The 23,248-nt window shown below is 66.8% G+C and carries 23 protein-coding genes; 8 read left to right on the forward strand and 15 right to left on the reverse strand.

Going from position 1 to position 23,248, the window contains the following annotated elements:
• The first annotated feature begins 37 nt into the window (after positions 1–37).
• Genes RM463_RS11770 through RM463_RS11780 form a run of 3 tightly spaced genes read left to right on the forward strand, consistent with a single transcriptional unit; the run spans position 38 to position 2,398 of the window.
• Complete coding sequence (locus RM463_RS11770) at positions 38–754, forward strand: DUF484 family protein (protein ID WP_311430155.1); 717 nt, start codon at positions 38–40, stop codon at positions 752–754.
• Entirely contained in the window at positions 747–1,664 is a 918-nt protein-coding gene (locus RM463_RS11775) for a tyrosine recombinase XerC (protein WP_311430156.1), read from the forward strand. Before RM463_RS11770 ends, RM463_RS11775 begins: the two co-directional genes overlap by 8 nt.
• Complete coding sequence (locus tag RM463_RS11780; protein ID WP_311430157.1) at positions 1,661–2,398, forward strand: HAD-IA family hydrolase; 738 nt, start codon at positions 1,661–1,663, stop codon at positions 2,396–2,398. Before RM463_RS11775 ends, RM463_RS11780 begins: the two co-directional genes overlap by 4 nt.
• 27 nt (positions 2,399–2,425) lie before the next feature.
• On the opposite strand, the gene yihA is transcribed toward RM463_RS11780, so the two are convergent.
• Positions 2,426–3,055, reverse strand: a complete 630-nt coding sequence (gene yihA, locus RM463_RS11785; RefSeq protein ID WP_195688579.1) for a ribosome biogenesis GTP-binding protein YihA/YsxC — start codon at positions 3,053–3,055, stop codon at positions 2,426–2,428.
• A gap of 233 nt (positions 3,056–3,288) precedes the next feature.
• Between yihA and RM463_RS11790 the strand changes: the two genes are divergently transcribed.
• The 5 genes from RM463_RS11790 (at position 3,289) to RM463_RS11810 (ending at position 7,568) form a co-directional block, all read left to right on the forward strand.
• A complete protein-coding gene (locus RM463_RS11790; protein WP_195688580.1) occupies positions 3,289–3,909 on the forward strand; it encodes a c-type cytochrome in 621 nt (206 codons plus the stop codon).
• A gap of 162 nt (positions 3,910–4,071) precedes the next feature.
• Positions 4,072–4,704 carry a thiol:disulfide interchange protein DsbA/DsbL gene (locus RM463_RS11795; protein WP_195688581.1) on the forward strand — a complete coding sequence of 211 codons (633 nt, stop codon included), beginning with the start codon at positions 4,072–4,074 and terminating at the stop codon, positions 4,702–4,704.
• Positions 4,705–5,529 (forward strand): endonuclease/exonuclease/phosphatase family protein, encoded by an 825-nt coding sequence (locus tag RM463_RS11800; RefSeq protein WP_195688582.1) that lies wholly within the window; start codon positions 4,705–4,707, stop codon positions 5,527–5,529.
• A 78-nt stretch (positions 5,530–5,607) separates the two neighbouring features.
• The gene (locus tag RM463_RS11805) at positions 5,608–6,153 is read left to right on the forward strand and encodes a TRAP transporter small permease subunit (protein WP_195688583.1); all 546 of its coding nucleotides are present in this window, start codon (positions 5,608–5,610) and stop codon (positions 6,151–6,153) included.
• Positions 6,153–7,568, forward strand: a complete 1,416-nt coding sequence (locus RM463_RS11810) for a TRAP transporter large permease subunit (protein ID WP_195688584.1) — start codon at positions 6,153–6,155, stop codon at positions 7,566–7,568. Before RM463_RS11805 ends, RM463_RS11810 begins: the two co-directional genes overlap by 1 nt.
• A 6-nt stretch (positions 7,569–7,574) precedes the next feature.
• On the opposite strand, the gene nuoN is transcribed toward RM463_RS11810, so the two are convergent.
• The 14 genes from nuoN to RM463_RS11880 all read right to left on the reverse strand — a co-directional run bounded on the left by nuoN (position 7,575) and on the right by RM463_RS11880 (position 23,212).
• A complete protein-coding gene (gene nuoN, locus RM463_RS11815; protein ID WP_195688585.1) occupies positions 7,575–9,014 on the reverse strand; it encodes an NADH-quinone oxidoreductase subunit NuoN in 1,440 nt (479 codons plus the stop codon).
• Entirely contained in the window at positions 9,014–10,561 is a 1,548-nt protein-coding gene (gene nuoM, locus RM463_RS11820) for an NADH-quinone oxidoreductase subunit M (protein ID WP_311430158.1), read from the reverse strand. Before nuoM ends, nuoN begins: the two co-directional genes overlap by 1 nt.
• Positions 10,562–10,610: 49 nt before the next feature.
• A complete protein-coding gene (gene nuoL, locus RM463_RS11825) occupies positions 10,611–12,497 on the reverse strand; it encodes an NADH-quinone oxidoreductase subunit L (protein ID WP_229333010.1) in 1,887 nt (628 codons plus the stop codon).
• On the reverse strand, positions 12,494–12,802 hold the full coding sequence (nuoK, locus tag RM463_RS11830; protein WP_195688587.1) for an NADH-quinone oxidoreductase subunit NuoK: 309 nt from the start codon (positions 12,800–12,802) through the stop codon (positions 12,494–12,496). The genes nuoL and nuoK overlap by 4 nt, the downstream gene beginning before the upstream one ends.
• Positions 12,799–13,338 (reverse strand): NADH-quinone oxidoreductase subunit J, encoded by a 540-nt coding sequence (nuoJ, locus tag RM463_RS11835; protein WP_195688588.1) that lies wholly within the window; start codon positions 13,336–13,338, stop codon positions 12,799–12,801. The genes nuoK and nuoJ overlap by 4 nt, the downstream gene beginning before the upstream one ends.
• A 49-nt stretch (positions 13,339–13,387) precedes the next feature.
• Complete coding sequence (gene nuoI / locus RM463_RS11840; RefSeq protein ID WP_311430159.1) at positions 13,388–13,927, reverse strand: NADH-quinone oxidoreductase subunit NuoI; 540 nt, start codon at positions 13,925–13,927, stop codon at positions 13,388–13,390.
• Between the two features lie 17 nt (positions 13,928–13,944).
• A complete protein-coding gene (gene nuoH / locus RM463_RS11845; RefSeq protein WP_195688590.1) occupies positions 13,945–14,925 on the reverse strand; it encodes an NADH-quinone oxidoreductase subunit NuoH in 981 nt (326 codons plus the stop codon).
• Positions 14,925–17,669 (reverse strand): NADH-quinone oxidoreductase subunit NuoG, encoded by a 2,745-nt coding sequence (gene nuoG / locus RM463_RS11850; RefSeq protein ID WP_195688591.1) that lies wholly within the window; start codon positions 17,667–17,669, stop codon positions 14,925–14,927. Before nuoG ends, nuoH begins: the two co-directional genes overlap by 1 nt.
• Positions 17,669–19,021, reverse strand: a complete 1,353-nt coding sequence (locus RM463_RS11855; protein WP_195688592.1) for an NADH-ubiquinone oxidoreductase-F iron-sulfur binding region domain-containing protein — start codon at positions 19,019–19,021, stop codon at positions 17,669–17,671. Before RM463_RS11855 ends, nuoG begins: the two co-directional genes overlap by 1 nt.
• Positions 19,018–19,554, reverse strand: a complete 537-nt coding sequence (gene nuoE, locus RM463_RS11860) for an NADH-quinone oxidoreductase subunit NuoE (protein ID WP_195688870.1) — start codon at positions 19,552–19,554, stop codon at positions 19,018–19,020. The genes RM463_RS11855 and nuoE overlap by 4 nt, the downstream gene beginning before the upstream one ends.
• A gap of 5 nt (positions 19,555–19,559) precedes the next feature.
• Entirely contained in the window at positions 19,560–21,347 is a 1,788-nt protein-coding gene (gene nuoC / locus RM463_RS11865; protein WP_195688593.1) for an NADH-quinone oxidoreductase subunit C/D, read from the reverse strand.
• A gap of 94 nt (positions 21,348–21,441) precedes the next feature.
• Entirely contained in the window at positions 21,442–22,119 is a 678-nt protein-coding gene (locus RM463_RS11870; protein ID WP_195688594.1) for an NADH-quinone oxidoreductase subunit B family protein, read from the reverse strand.
• 36 nt (positions 22,120–22,155) lie between these two features.
• On the reverse strand, positions 22,156–22,608 hold the full coding sequence (gene ndhC / locus RM463_RS11875; protein ID WP_195688595.1) for an NADH-quinone oxidoreductase subunit A: 453 nt from the start codon (positions 22,606–22,608) through the stop codon (positions 22,156–22,158).
• 172 nt (positions 22,609–22,780) lie between these two features.
• Complete coding sequence (locus tag RM463_RS11880; protein ID WP_311430160.1) at positions 22,781–23,212, reverse strand: YqaA family protein; 432 nt, start codon at positions 23,210–23,212, stop codon at positions 22,781–22,783.
• Positions 23,213–23,248: the final 36 nt, after the last annotated feature.

A 23,248-nucleotide genomic window follows, 5' to 3' on the forward strand; every position in this document is an offset into this window, starting at 1 on the left:
GGACCATCCCGATCCCGCGCCAACCGAAGGAGATGGCATGTCACAAGCCGCACCAGAACCGCGCAAGACGCTCGACCCGGATCGGGTCGCCGAATGGTTGGCCACCCATCCCGACTTCTTCGTCGGGCGTGAGGGCCTGCTCCAGCAGCTCAAGGTTCCCCATCCCGAAGCGGTTGGCGCCACCTCGCTGCTGGAGCGTCTGGTTCACGACCTGCGGGCCCGCGCCGAGAAGGCCGAAGAGCGCCTGGAACAGCTGCTGGAGTCGGCGCGCCACAACGAGGCCCAGTATCGGCGCACCCGGGAGCTGGTCCTGGCGCTGGTGGCCGCCCAGGATCGTGACGCCCTGGGGCAGGCGCTCTCCACCCAGTTCAGCGAGCACTTCGCCACCCCCGCGGTGGCGCTGTGGTGCCCGGCCAGCCTCTCCGATGCCGAGCCACGCCCCCCCCAGGCGCCACGCCAGGTGATCGACGAGCATGCCGGTTCACGCCTGGCGGGTCTCCTCGATGGCCGTACCAGCCGCTGCGTTCGCCTGACACCCACCGACTGGAAACGCCTGCTGCCCCACACCAGCGCGCCGCGCCGCTCGGGCTCCTGTGCCATCACTCGGCTGAGCCTGGGTGAGCCCCTCGGCTACCTGATACTGGCCAACCGTGATCCGGACCACTTCCGCGCCAGCATGGATACCCTGTTCACCGAGTATGTGGGTGATGTGGTGGCACGACTGCTGATACGCCTAGGCCCCGACCATGCCTGAGCACGGGCCGCTTGCCGACGAGGTCGAGGTCTTTCTCGAGGGGCTGTCGCGCACCGCCAGTCCCGCGACCCTGGACGCCTATCGGCGCGACCTGGCCAGCCTGCTCGCCTTTATGGACGAGCAGGCGATCACGGCATGGCAGCAGCTGGACGCCGGACTGCTGCGCCGCTTCCTGGGCGGTGAGCGCGCTCGTGGCCTGGGGCCACGCAGCCTGGCTCGTCGCCGTTCGGCCTGCTCGAAGCTCGCGGAGCATCTGCTTGCGGCGGGACACCTCGACCACAACCCGGTGGCGCTGGTGCGCAGTCCGCGTCAGCCGCGACACCTGCCACGCCCGGTCGATGTGGACCGCCTGACGAGCTTTCTGGACACTCCCCACGACGGCTCGCCCCTGGCGATACGCGATCAGGCGATGCTCGAGCTCTTCTACTCCAGCGGCCTGCGCCTGGCCGAGCTGGCCGGGCTGGATCTGGACGACCTGCACGGCGAGCGTGTGCGGGTGCTGGGCAAGGGCAGCAAGCCACGCCAGGCCCCGGTGGGGTCGCGCGCCCGCCAGGCCCTGGAAGCGTGGCTGAAGATACGCATGAAGATGGCGGCGCCTGGCGAGAGCGCGCTGTTCGTCAGCCAGCGTGGCGGGCGGCTGGGCCACCGCGCCATCCAGCAGCGCCTGGCGCTGGTGGCCCGGCGCCGCGGGCTCGACGAACATCTGCATCCCCATCGCCTGCGCCACTCCTTCGCCAGTCACCTGCTGGAGTCGAGCCAGGACCTGCGGGCCGTTCAGGAGCTGCTCGGCCACGCCAACCTCTCCACCACCCAGGTCTACACCCATCTCGACTGGCAGCATCTGGCGGCCAGCTACGACGCCGCTCACCCGCGGGCACGGCGCCGACCCAGCGACGAGACTCCGACATGAACCTCGAGGCGATCACCTTCGATCTGGATGACACCCTGTGGGACAACGGCGGCGTGATGCGCCGAACCGAGCAGGGCCATTACGGCTGGCTCGATGCGGCACTCGCCGAGTGGCAAGCCGTTGAGCCCGCCGGCCGCTTCGCCACCCGCTTCCCGCTGGAGACCTTCGTGGCACGGCGCCAGTCCCTGGCGACCGCTCACCCGCCACGACGCGGCGACTTCACCTGGCTTCGCCAGCGAGCACTGAGCGAGCTGCTCGGGGAGTACGGTCTGGCGCAGGAACACGCCGAGCATTGGGCCCGAAGTGCCATGGAGCGTTTCATGGAGCTTCGCCATGAGGTGGAACCGCACCCGGAAGTGGAGCATCTGCTCGAGCGCCTGGCCAGGCACTACCGCCTGGCCAGCATCACCAACGGCAATGTCGAGGTGACTCGCCTGGCGCTGGGGCGCCACTTCCCGGTGGCCGTGGCCGCCGGCGAGCTGCTCGCCCCCAAGCCCGACCCGCGCCCCTTCCTGCTGGCCCTGTCACACCTCGGCACGCATCCCGAGCGAGCGCTTCATGTGGGGGACTCCTGGGAGGAGGATGCCCTGCCCGCCCGCCGCCTGGGCATGCAGGCGGCCTGGATCGGCCCCGACGATCGCCCGATGCCCCACGGCATCCACCGCCTGGATCATGTTCGCGAGCTGCCGGCGCTGATCCAGTGGATGGAAAAGACCCGTAAGCACACAGGATAAGCTGGCGGGGAGGCTCCGTCCTTGTGGTTACTCTTCCACGGCGCCCAGCAGCCAGCCATCGAGGCGCGCCTCGAGCTCCTCGATGCCCTGAAGCTTGAGCGACGAGAACAGCTGGATGGTCACCAGGTCCTCCCACTCGCGCAGCCGTGAGCGCACCTGCTGCAGGGCATTTGCCGCCGCACCACGCTTGAGCTTGTCGGCCTTGGTCAGCAGGATATGCACCGGCATCTCCTGCTCATCGGCCCAGCCCAGCATGGTCTGGTCGAACTCGGAGAGCGGGTGACGCACATCCATCACCAGCACCAGCCCGCGCAGGGCGTCGCGGTGCCGCAGATACTCGGAAAGATGACGCTGCCACTCCAGCTTGACCGCCTCCGGCACCTTGGCATAACCGTAGCCGGGCAGGTCCACCAGGCGCCGGTCACTGTCGTCCCCCAGCGAGAAGAAGTTGATCAGCTGGGTACGTCCGGGCGTCTTGGAGATGCGGGCCAGCCCGCTCTGCCGCGTCAGCGTATTGATTGCGCTGGATTTTCCCGCATTCGAACGGCCCGCGAATGCCACCTCGGCGCCACCGCCATCGGGGCAGTGGGCCAGGGTGGGGGCGCTGATGAGAAAGCGGGCGGTCTGGTAGTTGAGACAAGGGTTGAGTCGCGCCATGGGCAAGAATTCCTGACATTGATCAAGGGCCCGTCGGCTTGCATTCCCGCCGACGGGGTGATTCGGTATAATACAGTGTCTTTTGTCTGCGACCCGGGGCACGCTAGTGTACCACCGCGCCCACGACGTCCGCGATTGGCCCGCTCGAGCCCACAGAGGCTGGCCGACGTCGCGATCCGGGCGAGACCCAGGGTACGTACCGGTCAACAACGTAACGGCATAGTGGATTAGCGATGAGAAAGTTACTGGCAAGCCTGGCAATCACCATAGGCGCCGTCGGCGCCGCCCACGCGGACCTCGAGGCCGATGCCGATGCGGCAGCGGGCAAGGAGAAGGCAGTGGCCTGCGCCGCCTGTCATGGTCAGGAGGGCATCAGCCCCTCGGGCGCCTTCCCCAACCTGGCGGGTCAGCAGACGTCCTACCTGGCCAAGCAGATCATGGATATCCGCGACGGCAACCGCGTGGTGCCGCAGATGGCCGGCCAGGTCGACAACTTCTCCGACCAGGATGCCTGGGACGTGGCCAAGTTCTTCTCCGACAAGAGCCCCGCTCTGGGCCAGGCCGATGCCGACGAGCTGCTGGTAGAGCGCGGCCGCGAGCTCTATCGCGCCGGCGACATGGCCAAGGGCATCCCGGCCTGTGCCGCCTGCCACACCCCGACCGGCCAGGGCATCGGCACCGCCGTTTATCCGGCACTCTCCGGCCAGCATGCCGATTACACCGTGTCTACCCTGCAGGACTTCGCCGCCGGCAACCGCGCCAATGACCCGGCCAATATCATGCGCGATATCGCTTCCAAGATGAGCGACCGCGACATGGAGGCCGTGGCCAATTATGTGCTGGGCCTGCACTGAGCCCGCCTCGCTCGGCGACTCTGTACACGATCGGGGCGGCCTTCGGGCCGCCCCTGTCATATCCGCCTTGGCATCCCGGGAACCCAGGCCCGAGGATGCGCTCAAAGGCAGCAACATCCGGACACGCCCGGACGCGATTCCTCACCAAGGAGAGAGATGCCCATGTTGAAACCCCTGATGCTGGTACTCGCCAGTCTCGCCCTGCCCGGCCTCGCCAATGCCCAAAACCTGGTGGAGGGTGAACACTACGAGGTGCTGCCCGAGGCTGTTGAGACCCACGTGGATGAGGGGCAGATCGAGGTCACCGAGGCCTTCTGGTACGGCTGCCCCCACTGCTACAACCTCGAGGAGCCACTCAACGCCTGGCTGGCGGAGACTCCCGATGACATCAGTTTCCAGCGCATGCCGGCCACCATGGGCGGTGACTGGAACAAGCACGCCCGGGCCTTCTACGCTGCCGAGGCGCTGGGCATTCTCGACGCCATCCATGACGACTTCTTCCATGCCATTCATGAAGAGGGGCAGAGACTGACCGACAGCGGCGACATCGCCGACTTCTTCAGCGACTACGGTGTCAGCGAGGAAGAGGCGCTGCAGGCCCTCGACTCCTTCGCGGTAAAGAGCCGGGTCAACCAGGCCAACACCCGCATGCGCACCATGCGCCTGATGGGAGTACCCGCCCTGATGGTCGACGGCCGCTACCTGGTGACGCCGAGCAGCGCCGGCAGCCTGGCCAACATGCCGCAGATCGCCGAGGCTCTGGTCGACAAGGTTCGCGAGGAGCGTGAGGAGTAGATGTCTCACCTCGCGGAGGCAAGAGTGCCGCCCCTGAAGGGCGGCCACCTCAAGCTGCTGACCTTCAACCTGCAGGTCGGCATCCAGACCTCGGCCTACCACCACTACCTGACCCGCAGCTGGCAGCACCTGCTGCCTCATCCCCGGCGGCTACGCCGACTGGCCATGGTCAGCGAGGTGCTGGGCCGCTTCGATATCGTCGGCCTTCAGGAAGCCGACGGTGGCAGCTTCCGTTCCAGCCAGGTCAACCAGGTGGAGTACCTGGCCACCCGTGGCGGCTTTCCTCACCACTATCAGCAGCTCAACCGCAACCTGGGCCGTATCGCCCAGCACAGCAACGGCCTGCTGTCGCGACTTGCCCCGGCCCATATCGAGGAGCACCAGCTCCCCGGCACGCTGCCCGGGCGAGGTGCCATTCATGCCCGCTTCGGGGATGGCCCCGACGCCCTGCACCTGTTTGTCGCTCACCTGGCCCTCAGCCACCGCGGCCGTGTCCGCCAGCTCGACTATCTCTCCGAGATCATCCAGCCGCTGCGCCATGTGGTGGTGATGGGCGATCTCAACTGTACCCCCGAGCAGCTCCATGGCCACCAGCGCTTCTCCGCCTCGTTGCCGCTTCACCCGGTACGCCCTCCCTTGAGCTACCCCTCGTGGCAGCCGCGTCGCGCCCTGGACCACATCCTGCTCTCCAACTCCCTGGAGGCCGACGAGGTCCGCGTGCTCGACCATCTGTTTTCGGACCACCTGCCGATCGCGGTGGACGTTCGTCTGCCGCCGGCCTGTCTCCAGGCGCTTGTCACCCACCCACAGGGCGACGCCAACTAGGCCACGGGGTCGGCAACGGGTGACGTTTGACGGCGAATCGGCGAAGATGCGCCTCCTGACCAACCTGCAGGAGGAGACATGCCTGACACTCGCCCACCGGCCCTGCTCAGGGGGCTTGACGCCGTGACCGACCTGGTCGGCCGTACCACCGCCTGGCTGGTGCTGGTGATGATGGCGGTACAGTTCGCCATCGTGGTGATGCGCTACGTCTTCGGCATCCACAGCATCGCCCTGCAGGAGTCGGTGATGTATATGCACGCCATGGTATTCATGCTCGGGGCCGCCTGGACCCTGCAGCATGACGGCCATGTGCGTGTCGATATCTTCTATCGCAAGCGCTCGCCACGCAGCCGGGCGAGCGTCGACCTGTTCGGTACCCTCTTCCTGCTGTTGCCGGTGACGCTCTATATCCTGCTCGGCAGCCTGGGCTATGTGAGCAGCAGCTGGGCGATCCTCGAGCGCTCCCCCGACGGGGGCATACCCGGCGTCTTCCTGCTCAAGAGCCTGATCCTGGCAATGGCGGCACTGCTGCTGGTCCAGGGTATCGCCCAGCTGATTCGTCAGACGCTGATCCGTAGCGGCCGACTCTCTTCCGACACCCCGCGCCACGAGGAACAGCCGTAATGCTGACGACGCTGCTTGAACTGATTCCCCTGCTGCTGTTTGTCACCATCTGCGGCGTGCTGATGCTCGGCTATCCGGTCGCCCTGTCGCTGGCGGGCACCGCCCTGTTCTTCGCCGGGCTCGGCTTCGCGCTGACCCACCTGGGAGTCCCCGTCCCCTTCGAGCCGGGCTACCTCAGCGCCATGCCCAACCGCCTCTTCGGCATCATGACCAACCAGACACTGCTGGCGGTGCCCCTGTTCGTGCTGATGGGAGTGCTGCTGGAGAAGTCACGGGTCGCCGAGACGCTGCTCGACGCCATGGCCCTGGCCTTCGGCGCCCTGCGCGGCGGGCTGGGCATCGCCGTGGTGCTGGTCGGCATGCTGCTGGCCGCCTCCACCGGCATCGTCGGCGCCACCGTGGTGACCATGGGCCTGCTGTCGCTGCCCACCATGCTCAAGCGCGGCTATTCGCCCTCGCTCGCCACCGGCACCATCTGCGCCACCGGCACCCTGGGCCAGATCATCCCCCCCTCCATCGCCCTGGTACTGCTCGGCGACGTGCTCTCCAACGCCTACCAGCAGGCCCAGCTGGCGATGGGCGTCTGGAGCCCCAAGACCCTCTCGGTGGGCGATCTCTTTATCGGCGCCCTCATCCCGGGGCTGCTGCTGGTCGTGGTCTATATCCTCTACGTGACCCTGACCGCCTGGCTGAGGCCCAGCCTCGCCCCCCCGGTGGACCGCCAGGCACTGATGGAGGAGCTCGATCACAACGGCAGCCTCTGGCCACTGCTGCTCAAGGGGCTGCTGCCACCGGTGCTGCTGATCGTGGCGGTCCTGGGCTCGATCCTCGGCGGCTTCGCCACCCCCACCGAGGCCTCGGCGGTGGGCGCCTTCGGCGCCTTCCTGCTGGCGCTGACCAATCGCCGCCTGAACCTCACCATGCTGCGCGATGTGGTCCACTCCACCGCTCAGGTCACCAGCATGGTGTTCCTGATCCTGATCGGTGCCGCACTGTTCTCGCTGGTCTTCCGCGCCTTCGGCGGCGAGGAGCTGGTCGTCGAGCTGTTCGAATCGCTGCCCGGCGGCGTGGTGGGAGCCACCCTGGTGGTCATGCTGGTGATCTTCCTGCTCGGCTTCATCCTCGACTTCATCGAGATCACCTTCGTGGTGGTGCCCATCGTCGGGCCGGTGCTGCTGGCCATGGGGCTCGACCCCATCTGGCTGGGCATCATGATCGCCATCAACCTGCAGACCTCATTCCTGACGCCACCCTTCGGCTTCGCGCTCTTCTACCTGCGCGGCGTCACCCCCGAGTCGGTGCCCACCTCGGCGATCTATCGTGGCGTGATCCCCTTTATCCTGATCCAGCTCGGCATGCTGGTGGCGCTGGCGCTCTTCCCGAGCCTGGCTACCTGGCTACCGAGCCGGATATGACCCGTTCTACGGCACCCCGCCCAGCTGAGCTGCCATATCGATCATCGGCGCCGGATAGAGCCCCAGCACGATGACGGCGAGCGCCACGCCCAGTACCACCAGCCCCCCGGCACGTGCGCCCCAGTCGTGGGGCGCATCGCGTCGCTGCATGCCCGGCGCCAGCAGGTAGAGTGTCACCATGACCCGCAGGTAGTAGTAGAGGCCGATGGCGCTGCCCAGGATGATGCCGCCCACCAGCCACCAGCGGCTTGCCTCGACGCCCAGGGCGATGATATAGAACTTGCCGATAAAGCCTACCGTGGCGGGAATGCCCGCCAGGGAGAGCATGGCGATGGTCAGCACCGCCGTGAGGTAGGGACGGCGCCAGAAGAGGCCACGGTAGTAGTGCAGCGCCGCCACATCCTCGCCACCGGCGGCACCGGAGATCAGGGTGACCACTCCGAAGGCGGCCAGGGTGGTCAGTACGTAGGTAATCAGATAGACGCCGCCGGTCTCCGCCGCCAGTCCGTCCCCCACGACCAGTGTCACCAGCAGGTAGCCGAAATGGGCGATGGAAGAGTAGCCGAGGAGGCGCTTGAGATTGGACTGGGTCAGCGCCAGCAGGTTGCCCACCAGCATGCTGGCCAGCGCCAGTATCGCCAGCAGGGTCTGCAGCCACCGCCCCTGAAGGCCGGGCACGTCAAGCACCAGGCGCAGCAGCAGGAAGAACACCGCCACCTTGCTGGCGGTGGCCAGGAAGGTGGCCGCCGGCGCTGGCCCGCCCTCGTAGACATCCGGGGTCCAGAGATGAAAGGGGACCACGGAGAGCTTGAAGCCCAGGCCGACCACCATCATGCCGACACCGGCCAGTCCCCAGAGGCCGGTTTCCCCGCTCAGCTCGACCAGCAGAACATCGAACCGCAGCTCGCCGGTCTGGGCGTAGAGCAGCGCCATGCCGAACAGCAGGAAGGCGCTCGCCGCGGCGGAGAGAATCAGGTACTTGACGCCGGCTTCCAGGGAGCGGCGCTCTCGATAGGCGTAGGCCAGCATGCCGTAGAGCGGCATGGAGAGCAGTTCCAGGCCGACGAACAGGCTGGCAAGATGACGGCTCGCCGCCAGCGTCAGGCCACCCGCCGCGGCACACAGCAGCAGCAGGTAGAACTCCTCCCGGGCGCCCCGATACTGCTCGAGATAGGCGTGCGACAGGATGGCGCAGATCAGGGTCGACCCCAGGATCAGCACGCCGCCCAGCATCGCCAGGCCATCGAAGGCCAGCAGCGGCGTTTGCACCGGCCCCGCCTGCCAGGCGATCACCTGAGCGACGAGCGCAAGCGAAAGCCCCAGCGCGGTGACGGCCACCGTGGCCGCATGTTGCCGGCGCCAGGCGATGCCCAGCATCACCGTGACGGCCGAGGCCGCCACCAGCATCAGCGGCAGCAGGGCGACGAAGCGAGCACTCGTCAACATCAGCGAACCTCCGTCAGGGCGTCCGCTCCGGCGGGAACGCGGTCGAAGATCTCGGACAGCTGCTGCACCCCATCCATGGCGGCGCCGGTGGTATCCAGCAGCGGCTGAGGATAGAGCCCGAGCCACAGCACCAGGGCCAGGATCGTCAGCATCATGAGGAATTCCCGGGTATCGAGCCCCGCCAGGGGCTCATCGCTGCGGGGCGGGCCATAGTGCACCCGCTGCATCAATATCAGCGAGTAGACGGCCGCCAGCACCAGGCCCACGCTGGCGGCGACCACGACCCAGGGAGCCGTGGAGAAGGTGCCGAACAGCACCATGAACTCTCCGACGAAGTTGGCGGTGGTCGGCATGCCCAGCGACGCCGCGACGAAGAACAGCCAGAACCCCGGCAGGCTGCCCAGCCGCCCCCAGAGCCCCCCCATCAGGGTCATGTCGCGGGTATGCAGGCGCTCATAGAGCTGCCCGCTGAGGATGAACAGCCCCGCCGCGGAGAAGGCGTGAGCCAGCATCAGCACCACCACGCCCTGCAGGGCCAGCGACGAGCCGGAGTAGATGCCGATCAGCACGAAGCCCATGTGAGCGATGCTGGTATAGGCGATGAAGCGCTTGATGTCCTGCTGGCCGCAGGCGAGTATCGCGCCGTAAAAGATCCCCAGCAGCCCCAGCCCCATCGCCACCGGCGCAAAGGCCTGGGAGGCCTCTGGAAACAGTGGCAGCGCGAAGCGCAGCATGCCGTAGGCGCCGGTCTTGAGCAGGATGCCCGCCAGATCCACGCTACCCGCGGTGGGGGCCTGGGCATGGGCGTTGGGCAACCAGCCGTGGAAGGGCACCACCGGCAGCTTGACCGCGAAGGCGATGAAGAAGCCCAGCATCAGCCAGAAGGCCAAGGTCGGGGACAAGGACGTGCCCAGCAACACCTCGTAGCTGAAGGAGTAGTCGCCGGTATTGGCATGGTGAGCGAACACCAGCCCCAGTATCGCCGCCAGCATCAGCAGCCCGCTGGCCTGGGTATAGATGAAGAACTTGGTGGCGGCCCCGATGCGAGTTCGCCCCCGGGAGCCGCTATGCCCCCATAGCGCGATCAGGAAGTACATCGGCACCAGCATCATTTCCCAGAAGAAGAAGAACAGGAAGAGATCCATGACCAGGAAGACGCCGATCACCCCGCCGAGAATCCACAGCAGGTTGAGGTGAAAGAAGCCGATGCGCCCGACGATCTCCTTCCAGGAGCAGACCACCGCCAGCACGCCGAGAAAGCCGGTCAGGGCAATCAGGGCCAGGGAGAGCCCGTCCAGGGCCAGGTGAATGTCGATACCGAAGCGCGGAATCCAGGGTGCCCGGAACTCCAGGGCCCATCGCGGATCCTCGCCATCCAGCGCCGGCAGGCCAAAGTCGAGCTGGCCCCATAGCCACAGCGGAATCGCCAGCTCGATCAGCATGGTGATAAGCGCGATCCAGCGGGTCGGCCTGTCGCCCAGGCGCTCCGCCTGCCAGCACAAGATCCCGCCGACGAAGGGAATCACAATCAGCCACACGAGAATCATAGATATCGCATCCCGTCAGGAGAACACTGGGCACTAGCGCCCACCAGCGCTACATGAACAGGGCCAGACTCAGCAGGATCAGCGCCGCCCCTACCGTCATGGTGGTGGCATAGCCGCGCAGCCTGCCGGTCTGGGCTCGAGAAAGCCCGAAATGCACGAGGCGCAGCGCCCTAGCCACCAGGCGAAAGACGCCGTCGAACAGGTCGCCTTTCAGCAGCCAGACCAGGCCTCTATAGGGCCGCACCAGCGTCCAGTCGAAAAGCGTGTCGAAGCCCCAGGCGCGGTTCCAGAGGCGCCAGAGCCCGGCTCCCGGCCCCTCGCGGGTAACGCGAGACAGCCAGTCGCACTTGGTCAGGAACAGCCAGCCGCCCAGGACGATGCCGATCAGCGCCGTGGCGGAGGCGACCCACACGAGCGCAGTATGCCCGGCCTCCACACCCGTCCCGGGACTCGCGACCAGCACATCGTCCACCGGCGGCGTGATCCAGCCCCCCAGGAAGGTCGAGAGCACCACCAGCACCACCAGCGGCACCCCATGGGCCAGGCCCCGCCCCGCTTCGGCATGCCGGGCGCCGTCGCTCTTCGCCTCGCCGTGGAAGATGCCGATGATCAGGCGCAGGGTGTAAACCGATGTCAGCAAGGCACCGATCAGGCCGGCCAGCAGCAGGCCGGCGTGCCCGGATGCCAGTGCCTGCCACAGGATCTCGTCCTTGCTGTAGAAGCCGGCGGTGACCAGCGGCAGCGCCGCCAGGGCCGCGCCGCCGACGAGAAAGCCCACGTAGGCCAGGGGCAACCTGCGCCACAGCCCGCCCAGACGACGCATGTCCTGCTCGTGATGGCAGCTGACGATGACCGCGCCGGCGGCGAGGAACAGCAGCGCCTTGAAGAAGGCGTGGGTCATCAGATGGAAGAGCGCCGCGTCATAGGCGCCGACGCCCAGGGCCAGGAACATGTAGCCGATCTGGCTCATGGTGGAGTAGGCCAGCACGCGCTTGATGTCGGTCTGGGCCAGGGCAGCGAAGCCCGCCAGCAGCAGGGTCAGGGCGCCGATGACGCCGGTGGCATGAAGGGCCAGGGGCGCAAGCTCGAAGAGTCCGTGCATGCGAGCGATCAGGTAGACCCCGGCGGTGACCATGGTGGCGGCATGGATCAGCGCCGATACCGGGGTGGGGCCGGCCATGGCGTCCGCCAGCCAGGTATGCAGCGGCAGCTGCGCCGACTTGCCCAGCGCCCCGCCCAGCAGCAGGAAGGCCGCGACCTCCACCACGAGATCGCCGGAGCCCCACAGCAGGGGCGCAACGGCGAGGACCTCGGCGATGTCCAGGGTGCCCATCCGGGCGAAGATCAGGAACATGCCGATGGCCAGGAAGACATCGCCGATGCGGGTGACGATAAAGGCCTTGAAGCCGGCCCAGCCGTTGGCGCTGTCGCGGTAGTAGTAGCCGATCAGCAGATAGCTGCACAGGCCGACCCCTTCCCAGCCCAGGAACAGCAGCAGCAGGTTGTCGCCCAGCACCAGCAGCACCATGCTGAACACGAAGAGGTTCATGTAGGCATAGAAGCGGGTGATGCCCTCTTCGCCGCGCATGTACCAGGCGGCGAAGAGGTGAATCAGGAAGCCCACGCCGGTGATGATTCCCAGCATGGTCAGGGAGAGGCCATCCAGGGTCAGGCCGATGGTCGGCTGGAAATCGCCCACGGCGATCCAGTGCCAGAGGGTGACCCGATAGGCGCCCGGTTCGGCAAGGTAGCGCAGGGCGATCAGCAGGGTGACCAGGGCGGCCAGCCCCAGGCTGGTGACGCCGACGGTCGCGCTGGATCGCTCCCCGAGGGTGCCCCGGGACAGGCTCAGGATCAGCATGCCCGCCAGGGGCAGCAGGAAGGTCAGGGCAAGCAGTGCCCCCATCGAGGGCAGTGAAGTCACTGGTTCCATCATCCGCGCATCCTGCTGACCACGTCGATATCCAGGGTCTTGAAGCGATGCTGCAGCTGAATCAGCAGCGCCAGCCCCACGCTCGCCTCCGCCGCCGCCAGGGTGATCACCAGCAGGAACATCGCCTGCCCCTCGGGCTGCTGCCAGGCGGTGCCGGCGACGATGAACGCCAGTCCCGCGGCATTCAGCATGATCTCGAGGCTCATCAGGATAAAGATCATATTGCGACGAAACAGCAGTCCCGCCAGCCCCAGGGTGAAGAGGATGGCGGCCAGCACCAGGCCGTGTTCCACGGGCACGCTGCTCATGGCGCCTCCTGACGGCGATCGGATGAGGACGGTTTTGGCGTCGTCGGTAGACGGCCCACATGGGAGGCGGTCACCAGCGCCGCCAGCAGCAGCAGGGCACTCAGCTCGACTACCAGCAGCCAGGGTCCGAACAGCCGGGTGCCCACCGCCTTGGCGGTCAGCGCATCGCCGCGCTGCATCAGCATGCCGGCGTCGCCCCGCCACAGCAGGACGCTCAGGGTCAGCAGCAGGAAGGCGGCGAGCAGCGAGGGGCCCAGCCAGGTGCGCGGCCGCAGCCAGGCGCGCTCCTGGGCGACCCCCGCCTCTCCCAGATTGAGCATCATCACCACGAAGACGAAGAGCACCATGATCGCCCCGGCATAGACGATGATCTCCAGGACGCCGGCGAAGGGCGCGCCCAGGGAGAAGAACACCATGGCCACCGCCAGCAGCGACACCACCAGGTACAGCACCCCGTGCACCGGATTGGGGTTGGTGATCACGCCGAGGGTGGCCAGCACCGCGACCAGTCCGCTCAGGTAAAACGCAAACTCCATGGTCTCTCCTTGGCCATAGCGGCCCAGCGACGGTTGTCGGATTCGCCCCTCATGGCAGCAGGCTGGTGACGTCGACCGGCTCCTCCTCATCCTGCGCCTGGCCCTTCTGCTTGCCGGCGATGGCCAGGCCCGCCACCTTGTAGAAGTGGTAGTCATGATCCTTGCCCGGGCCGTTGATCAGCAGGTCCTCCTTCTCGTAGACCAGCTCCTGGCGACGGTACTCGCCCATCTCGAAGTCGGGGGTAAGCTGGATCGCCGAGGTCGGGCAGGCCTCCTCGCACATCCCGCAGAAGATGCAGCGCGAGAAGTTGATGCGGAAGAACTCCGGATACCAGCGGCTGTCCTCCTGCTCGCCCTTCTGCAGCGCGATGCAGTCCACCGGACAGGCCACGGCGCACAGGTTGCAGGCCACGCAGCGCTCCTCGCCGTCCGGGTCTCGGGTCAGCACGATGCGCCCGCGATAGCGCGGCGACAGATAGACCTCTTCTTCCGGATAGCTGAGGGTCTCGCGCTTGCGAAAGCCGTGCATGAAGATCGTGCTCAGGGTACGCAGCTGAGAGCCAATGCCTTTCAAAAGCCCCTTGTACATGGCAACTCCTCCTCCTATCAGGCCGGCGCGACGAGCAGGATGACCGCGCCGGTCACCAGCAGGTTGATCAGCGTCAGCGGCAGGCAGACGATCCAGCCGAAGGTCATCACCCGGTCGTAACGCGGCCGGGGCAGCGCGGCCCGCACCAGGATGAACAGCACCAGGAAGACGCCGGTCTTGATCACGAACCAGACGATGGGCGGCAGCAGCGGGCCGTGCCAGCCGCCGAAGAACAGGGTGACGACCAGCGCCGAGATCAGCAGCATGCCGACATACTCGCCGATGAAGAACATGCCGAACTTCATGGAGGAGTATTCGATATGGTAGCCGTCCGCCAGCTCCTGCTCCGCCTCCGGCTGGTCGAAGGGATGGCGGTGCACCACCGCGAAGCCGGCGACAAGGAAGTTGCAGAACCCCAGAAACTGCGGAATGACATACCACAGCCCCTGCTGGGCGTTGACGATCTCGCGCAGGTTGAAGGAGCCGGCCATGGCGACGACCCCCATCAGCGACAGCCCCATGAAGATCTCGTAGGAGATCGTCTGGGCCGAGGAGCGCATGGCGCCGATCAGCGCATACTTGTTGCCACTGGCCCAACCGCCCAGCAACACCGAATAGACATTGATGCCGCCCATGGCCAGGAAGAACAGCAGGCCGATGTTCCAGTCCGCCACGCCCCAGCCGGGGGTGATAGGGATGATGATGAAGGAGAGCAGCAGCGAGGCCATGGCGATGGCCGGCGCCAGCACGAAGATCGGCCGATCCGCGAAGGGCGGAATCCAGTCCTCCTTGAAGAAGATCTTGATCATGTCGGCGATCAGCTGCAGCGAGCCGAAGGGTCCGACGCGATTGGGGCCATAGCGGTCCTGCCACAGACCCAGCAGGCGCCGCTCCACCACGGTGAGCACCGCCCCGGCCAGCACCGCGGCGAGCAGGATCACCAGCGCCTGCAGCATGGCCAGGACGATGGCGACGACTTGTGGGGTCAGCCACTCCATCAGCGCTTCTCCTCGGCGGTCACCGTGTCGGGCGCCTCGATTCGCGCCTTGTCGCCGCTGGCGAACTCCTGGGTCACGCCCGCCGGCAGGCTCACCACGCCATCGGGCAGCTGCTGATTGCAGCACAGCGGCAGCGTCAGCCGGGCGCTGGCGTTCGCCAGCGTGACCGGGCTACCCTCGGTGAGCCCCAGCCGCTGCGCGTCCCGCTCGCTCAGGCCCAGCTTAGGAGGGCCGGCGCGCTCGCGAATGGGCGCGGCCAGGGCCGAGGTCTCCTCGCCGCCGAACAGCCGCGGCAGCACCAGCACCCGCCACTCCCCCGGCGTGGCGACGAACGCCTCGGGAATATCGGGATCGTCGTCATGGGCGCCGAGACGCGGCACGGCCAGACGCACGCCCGGATTTCCACCGCGCAGATGCCCGCCCACCTGATCGGTAAACTTGTTCCAGGCCTGGGGCGAGTTCCAGCCCGGTGCCCAGGCGAAGGGGATCTCCCGGCGCGGATGCGCCACGCCGCTGTAGCCCTCCATGGAAAAGGCGAAGGGCGAATCCTTGTCCTGAGGGACGCGCGGTTCGCTCACCTCGATGTCGGCGCGCATGGAGGTACGACCGCTGTAGCGGTGCGGCGCCCGGGCCAGGCGGCTGCCCGCCACGCGATAATCGCCCCCCGGGGCCGCGTCGAGGATGCCTTTCAGGGCGGGGTGGCGACGGGCGCAGGCCGCGGTGACCTCATCCAGGGTAATAGCGCTGGCGACTTCCCGATACAGGCTGGTGCGCAGGGCGTGCAGCCAGTGCCAGCCATCGTGCAGGCGGCTTTCCGGACGCAGATGACGCGGATCGAAGACCTGGAAGAAGCGCTGCGCACGCCCCTCCAGGTTGACCAGGGTGCCGCTGCCCTCGGCAAAGCTCGTCGCGGGCAACCCGAGCCTGGCCCGCTGCCAGGTGGGAGTGCGCTGATGGTCCAGCACCACCAGCTCCTCCACGGCATCCAGGGCGGCCTCCACCCGGGCCTGGGGCAGGCGCGCGTAGAGGTCGTTTTCGAGTACCACCAGGGCGTCGGCGCGGCCCGTCACGACCTCGTCCAGGGCCCACTCCAGGGGCCGGCCGCCGAGCAGGGCGGCACCGGTGCTGTTGGCCTCGCGGCGCACCAGCATCAGGCCGGCGCTCCTGGCGCGTCGCGAGAGCGCCCGGGCGATGCTGCCGGCGGCATCCAGCACCCGCGTGGACTCCAGAGAGCCGCCGCTAATCACCAGTGGCTTCGTCGCTTTCAGCAGCTGGTCGGCCACCGCCCGGGCCGATGCCTCCAGGGCAGCATCGAGCCCTTCCACACGAGGCGCGCTGGCATCGATGGCATGAGCGATGGCGAAACCCAGTCGCGCGATGTCCTGAGGCGTCAGTTGCCAGCGGTCCGCGGCGATGGCGTCCAGCTCGGTGGCGGCGGGATAGGCGATGAACAGTGGATGGCGGCTGTCCTGAGCCAGGGTCTTGACGGCCTCGATGTTCCAGGCCGAAATGCCGCGCTCCTCGGCCAGCTCATCACGAATCCCCAGCACCGCCTGACGCACCCCCAGCGCCAGACGCGCGGCACTGTGCAGCAGGTCCTCTCCCAGCACCAGCACCGCATCGTGCTCCTCCACCTGGCGCAGGGTGGGAACCGGCAGGCCGCAGGAGACTTCCAGCTCCGCCATGCGCGTGAGGCATGCCTGCTCCCGGGCGGCGATACCGCTGGAGAAGTTCTCCTCGCCGACCAGCTCGATCAGCTGATGGTTGCTCTCCAGGCTGGCCCGCGGCGAGCCGATGCCGATTACCCGCTCGGCGCTGCGCAGCAGGTCCGCGCCGCGGTCCAGGGATGGGTCCACTTCCAGGGTGACCATATCGGCGGTATGCCCGCTGCGCCATTCAGGCCGGCGAGGCCGATCGGCGCGATTGACGTAGCCGTAACCGAAGCGCCCTCGATCGCAGAGGAAGTAGCGGTTGAGATCGCCATGGTAGCGGTTGACGATACGGCGAATCTCGCCGTAGCGCTCCCCCGGGCTGATATTGCAGCCCAGGGCGCACTGGTGGCAGATGCTGGGCGCGAACTGCATGTCCCACTTGCGGACGTAGCGGTTCGAGTGCGTCCGGTCGGTGAAGACCCCGGTGGGACAGACCTCGGCCAGGTTGCCGGAGAAGGGGCTCTCCAGGATGCCTTCCCGATGGCGCCCGAAATAGAGGTTGTTGCTCGTGCCGAAGACACCCAGATCGGTGCCACCGGCATAGTCATTGTAGAAGCGTACGCAGCGGTAGCAGTTGATGCAGCGATTCATCTCGTGGGCGATGAAGGGGCCCAGATACTGGTTGCGGTGGGTGCGCTTGCGGAAACGATAGCGGCGCCGATTGTGGCCGGTCATCACCGTCATGTCCTGCAGATGACAGTGGCCACCCTCCTCGCAGACGGGACAGTCGTGGGGATGGTAGGTCATCAGCCACTCCACCACCTGGGCACGAAACGCCCTGGCCTCCGCGTCATCGATGGAGATCCAGCTGTCGTCCGCGGCCGGGGTCATGCAGGACATCACGATCTTGCCCTGGGTGTCGTCGGCATCCTTGTACTGCTTGACCGCGCACTGGCGGCAGGCGCCGATGCTGCCCATCGCCGGATGCCAGCAGAAGTAGGGAATGTCGAACCCCAGGGAGAGGCAGGCGTGCAGCAGATTGTCCGACCCGTCCACCTCGTAGGCCTTGCCACCCACATGAATCGTCGCCATCAGCTCCCCCCCTCAAGCACCGAATGGACAATGCCGGCCTCGAAGTCCGCCCGGAAGTGGCGGATCGCCGACTCCAGCGGCATCGCCGCCCCCGGGGCGTGGGCACAGAAGGTTTGCCCCGGCCCCAGATCCGTGGCGTGCTGCTCGAGGAGCTCGATGTCCCCCGGCTCGCCCTCGCCGCGCTCAAGGGCCTGAAGCAGCTTGACGACCCAGGACAGGCCGTCGCGGCAGGGGGTGCACCAGCCGCAGGACTCCCGGGCGAAGAACTGTTCGAGATTGCGCAGCAGCGCCACGATGCTCTGACGCTCGCTGACCACCGTCAGCAGGCCGGTGCCCAGACGGCTGCCGTGGTCGCCGACGGTATCGAAGTCCAGGGGCAGCTCGAGGTGTTCCGGGAGCAGGAAGCCGGTGCTGCCGCCGCCGGGTAGCCAGGTCTTTAGGGTATGGCCCTCACGCATGCCCCCGGCGCGCTCGAGGATCTCCCGGCCGCGGGTGCCGATGGGCAACTCCCAGAGCCCGGGGCGCTCGACCAGACCGGAGACACCGTAAAGCTTGGTGCCGCCATCCTCGCTCAGGCCGTCGGACAAGCCCTGGTACCACTCCGCGCCGTGCTGCATGACACCCGGGGCGTTGCACAGGGTCTCGACGTTGTTGACCACCGTGGGCTTGCCCCAGGCGCCGGACTGGCCGGGAAACGGCGGCTTGGTCCGGGGATTGGCGCGCTTGCCCTCCAGGGAGTTGATCAGGGCGGTTTCCTCGCCGCAGATGTAGCGTCCGGCACCGGTATGCAGGGCGATATCGAAGTCGAAGCCACTGCCGTTGACGCTTTCACCCAGCCAGCCGGCCTCCCGCGCCTCCTCCAGGGCCAGGGCCAGAGAGCGCGCCGCCTCGACGTACTCGCCGCGCAGGAAAATGTAGCCGTACCGGGAACGATTGGCGTAGCCGGCGATGATCATGCCCTCGATCAGCAGATGCGGCTGCTGCTCCAACAGCAGGCGATCCTTGAAGGTGCCCGGCTCCATCTCATCGGCGTTGCAGAGCAGATAGCCGCGAGGCAGCTGATCGCCCACCAGGGTCAGGCTCCACTTGACGCCGGCGGAGAAGCCGCCGCCTCCGCGACCGCGCACGTTGGCCCGCTTCATGGTATCGATCACCTCGTCGGGCGTGCAGCGCTCGAGGGTGTATGCCGCGCCCCGATAGCCCTCCTTCTCGCGGTACTCCTCGAAACCGACCCGCGCACCATCCTCGCGCAGCCGCCAGGTCAGCGGATGGGTATCGGCGCGGCGCTCCTCGGCACCCTGGCGCAGCTGGCAGCGATAGCGCAGCCGGGAATCCCTGGGTATCGCGTTCATGGATAGGCCTCCAGGAGTTCCTCCAGAACGTCCGCCGCGATGGGACCGAAGGTGTCCTCGTCGATCACCATCGCCGGCCCGCGGTCGCAGGCGCCCAGGCAGCATACCGGCAGCAGGGTGAAGCGCCCGTCCGCGGTGGTCTGACCGAAGTGGATACCGAGACGCCGGCTCAGGGCGGCGCTGAGCGCCTCGAAGCCGGTCAAAAAGCAGGCGCTGCTGTCGCAGACCAGGATCACATGGCGTCCCACCGGCTGACGAAAGATCAGGCTGTAGAAGGTCGCCACGCCTTCGACCTCTCCCGCACCGACCCCCAGCGTCTCAGCGATGGCAACGATGGCGCCGTCCGGCACCCAGCCATGGCGGCGCTGCACGATCTTCAGCGCCTCGATGCAGGCCGCCCGGGGCTGCTCGTAGCGCCCGCGCTCCTCGAGGATGGCGCGCCGATCCTCCTCATGGAGCTGGAAGCCATCGGTAGCGATGGTATCGACGGTGTCGACGGTGTCGGCGGCGGAGGAAGAAGGTATCTGCGACATCATGATCAGCGGTCCACGTCGGCCATGACGAAATCGATACTGCCCAGATGCGCGATCAGGTCCGGCACGAAGCCGCCACGCATCAGCTCGGGCATCTGCTGCAGGTGCGGGAAACTCGGCGTGCGGATACGCGTGCGGTAGCTCATGGTGCCGCCGTCACTGGTCAGATAGTAGCCGTTGATACCCTTGGTCGCCTCGACCATCGAGAGCGACTCGTTGGCCGGCAGCACCGGCCCCCAGGAGACCTGCAGGAAGTGGGTGATCAGCGTCTCGATATGCTGCAGCATGCGTTCGCGTGGCGGCGGCGTGGTCAGGGGATGATCCGCCTTGTAGTCTCCCGCCGGCATATGGTCGATGCACTGCTGGATGATCCGCACGCTCTGGCGCATCTCCTCGATGCGCAGCTGGCCACGATCGAAGGCGTCGCCGTTGTGGCCCAGGGGCACCTCGAAGTCGAAGTTCTCGTAGCCCGAGTAGGGGCGCTTCTTGCGCAGATCGAAGTCGCAGCCGGTGGCACGCAGATTGGGGCCGGTGACGCCCCAGGCCAGGGCATTGGCGGTATCGAAGGCGGCAACATGCTTGGTGCGATCGCGCACCAGGGAGTTTTCCATCATCACCCGCTCGTACTCCCTGAGACGGGCGGGCATCCAGTCGACGAACTCCTGCATCAGCCGGTCCCAGCCCTTGGGCAGGTCCTGCATCAGGCCGCCGATACGAAACCACGCCGGATGCATGCGAAAGCCGGTGATCGCCTCGATCACCTCGTAGCCCTTCTGGCGATCCGTGAAGGTATAGAAGACCGGCGACATGGCGCCGAGGTCCTGAAGATAGGTACCCAGGAACAGCAGATGGCTGGTGATGCGAAACAGCTCCGCCATCATCACCCGCACGGTCCGGGCGCGCTCGGTCACCTCGATCCCCGCGAGCCTCTCCACCGCCAGCACGTAGGGCAGGTTGTTCATCACCCCGCCCACGTAGTCGATACGGTCGGTATAAGGGATGAAGCTGTGCCAGGACTGGCGTTCCCCCATCTTCTCCGCGCCGCGATGGTGATAGCCGATATCCGGCACGCAGTCGATGATCTCCTCGCCGTCGAGCTGCAGCACGATGCGAAAGGCGCCGTGAGCGGAGGGGTGATTGGGCCCCAGGTTGAGGAACATGAACTCCGTGTTCTCGTTTTGGCGCCGCATCCCCCAGGCCTCGGGATCGAACTTGAGCGCCTGCTGCTCCTGGTCCTGCCCCTCCACGGTCAGGGTGTAGGGGTCGAACTCGGTGGCCCGGGCGTGATGATCCTTGCGCAGCGGGTGGCCGTTCCAGGTCGGCGGCATCAGGATGCGGTAAAGGTTGGGATGGCCCTCGAAGCGGATGCCGAACATGTCCCAGACTTCCCGCTCATACCAGTTGGCGTTGCGGTAGAGGCCCGCCGCGCTGGGCAGACGCAGGTCGTCCATGTCCAGGGCGACCTTGAGCATGATGTCGCGATTCCCCGAAACCGACAGCAGCTGGTAGAAGACGGTGAAGTCCGCCGCCGGCGGTGCCGCCCGATGCTCTCGCAGGCGCTCGTCGGTGGCAGAGAGATCGAAGAGCATCTCGAAAGACTCCGGTGCAGCGCGCAGCGTCTCCAACACCTCGAGCAGCGCCTCCCGTGCCACCCAGAGCACCGGCATGCCGGTCAGGGTGGCCTGCTCGTGGAGCAGCTGCGCGCCGAAGCGCTCGCTCAGCCTCTCGACCAGCGAGCCGGCTCGGCCATCGAGAGCGGATGTTGCACGGGTGTCGGTGTGGTCGACGTTCATCCTGGTAGAGATCCCCTCGTCCTGAAGTCATGACGGTAAGGCATGCCGATCCATAGCCTGCCCAGGCTGTCGTGAAGCAGGTTGCAGGTGCCCCCTAGACGCTGTCCGGCGTGCGCAGCTGCGTCGCCTGGATGCGTCGCTCGCGGTTCCTCTCACGCTGGGACGGCATCTCGGCACGATATACGCCCTGATCGCCGACCACCCAGGAGAGCGGCCGACGCTCCTCCTGTATCGAGTCCTGAAGCAGCTGCAGCCCCTGCAGAAAGACTTCGGGGCGCGGCGGGCAGCCCGGCACGTAGACGTCCACCGGCAGGAACTTGTCGACTCCCTGCACCACCGAGTAGATGTCGTACATGCCGCCGGAGTTGGCGCAGGAGCCCATGGAGATCACCCACTTGGGCTCGAGCATCTGGTCGTAGAGCTGCTGGATGACCGGTGCCATCTTCACGAAGCAGGTGCCGGCGATGACCATGAAGTCCGCCTGGCGCGGCGAGGCGCGGATCACCTCGGCGCCGAAGCGGGCGATATCGTGGGGTGCCGTGAAGGCGCTGGTCATCTCGACATAGCAGCAGGAGAGACCGAAGTTGTAGGGCCACAGCGAGTGCTTGCGTCCCCAGTTGACCGTCGAGTTCAGCACCTCCTCGAGCTTGCCGGTGAAGACGCTGCGATGGACCTGCTCACGCATCGGGTCCGCGACGTGCTGGCGCTTCTCCAAGGGGTAGCGCGCCTCCTCGGCGACGGCGTCGTCGGCCCGAGTCAGGGTGTACGTCATCGATGTCTCCCCTGAAATCCAAAGAGTGGAGTCCCGCTAGGCGGATTCGCGTGTGGCGTCGGGCGAGTGTCGCACCCGAGCCGGATCGCTACGGTGCATGCCATCGCTGCCCCTGGGGGCCCAGCTGAGCGCGCCGACACGGCTGTCATAGACCAGCCCCGCCAGCAGGATAAGAATGAAGAGTGCCGCCCCCCAGAACCCGGCCCAGCCGACCTCGCGCACGGATACCGCCCAGGCGAACAGGAAGACCGCCTCGATGTCAAAGATCACGAACAGCATGGCAACCAGATAGAACTGGATGGAAAAGCGCTGCCGGGCGCTGCCGGCGCCGACGATGCCACTCTCGAAGGGTAGTGCCTTGCTGCGACCCCGGCTACGCCCCCCCAGCATGGCGGACATACCGATCATGAAGGCGCACAGAACGAAGACCGCCAGGATGAAGAACCCAATGCCCCAGTATTCGGCCATCAACGCTGTCTCCTGATCCATGCACGCTTCCTCGCTAAATCCGCTGCTTCCCTGCCTATGCCACCTTCATGCCATGTCGTCTGAACGATCCGGCACATCCACCATGTTGCCTGGCAGCATAAGTAGCAGCCTTACGTATTCTCGCCATCAGCTTAGGAGAAGATGGGAGATTTTCCAGCGACCGTGCCCTCCCCTATCTGCACAGCGGGGCCAGCCAGGCCTCGGCGAGCCACAGTACCAGCGCATAGCGCCCCGCCTTGGCCAGCCCGATCAGCAGGATGGCCCGCCACCAGGATAGTCTGAACAGGCCCGCCAGCACGGTGAGCGGATCACCTATCACCGGCGCCCAGGAGGCCAGCAGGCTCCATTCGCCGAAGCGCTGGTACCAGCGCTCCGCCCGCGCCAGGCTCGCCGGCGAGGCGGGAAACCAGCGACGTCCCTGGAAGTGGCGCGCGTAGCGGCCCAGGGCCACATTGACCAGGCTGCCCAGGGTATTGCCGGCGGTGGCCACCGCCCATAGCGCCAGGGCCGGCTGTTCCAGACACCACAGACGGGCCAGCCATACCTCGGAGCCACCGGGCAGCAGGGTGGCACTGGCCAGGGCCACCAGAAAGAGGCTCAGCATGGCCTACCCCACTGCCCTTGCAGTAGGCTGGCAAGT

The sequence above is a fragment of the Halomonas sp. LES1 genome, assembly GCF_031846005.1.
GTDB lineage: Bacteria > Pseudomonadota > Gammaproteobacteria > Pseudomonadales > Halomonadaceae > Halomonas.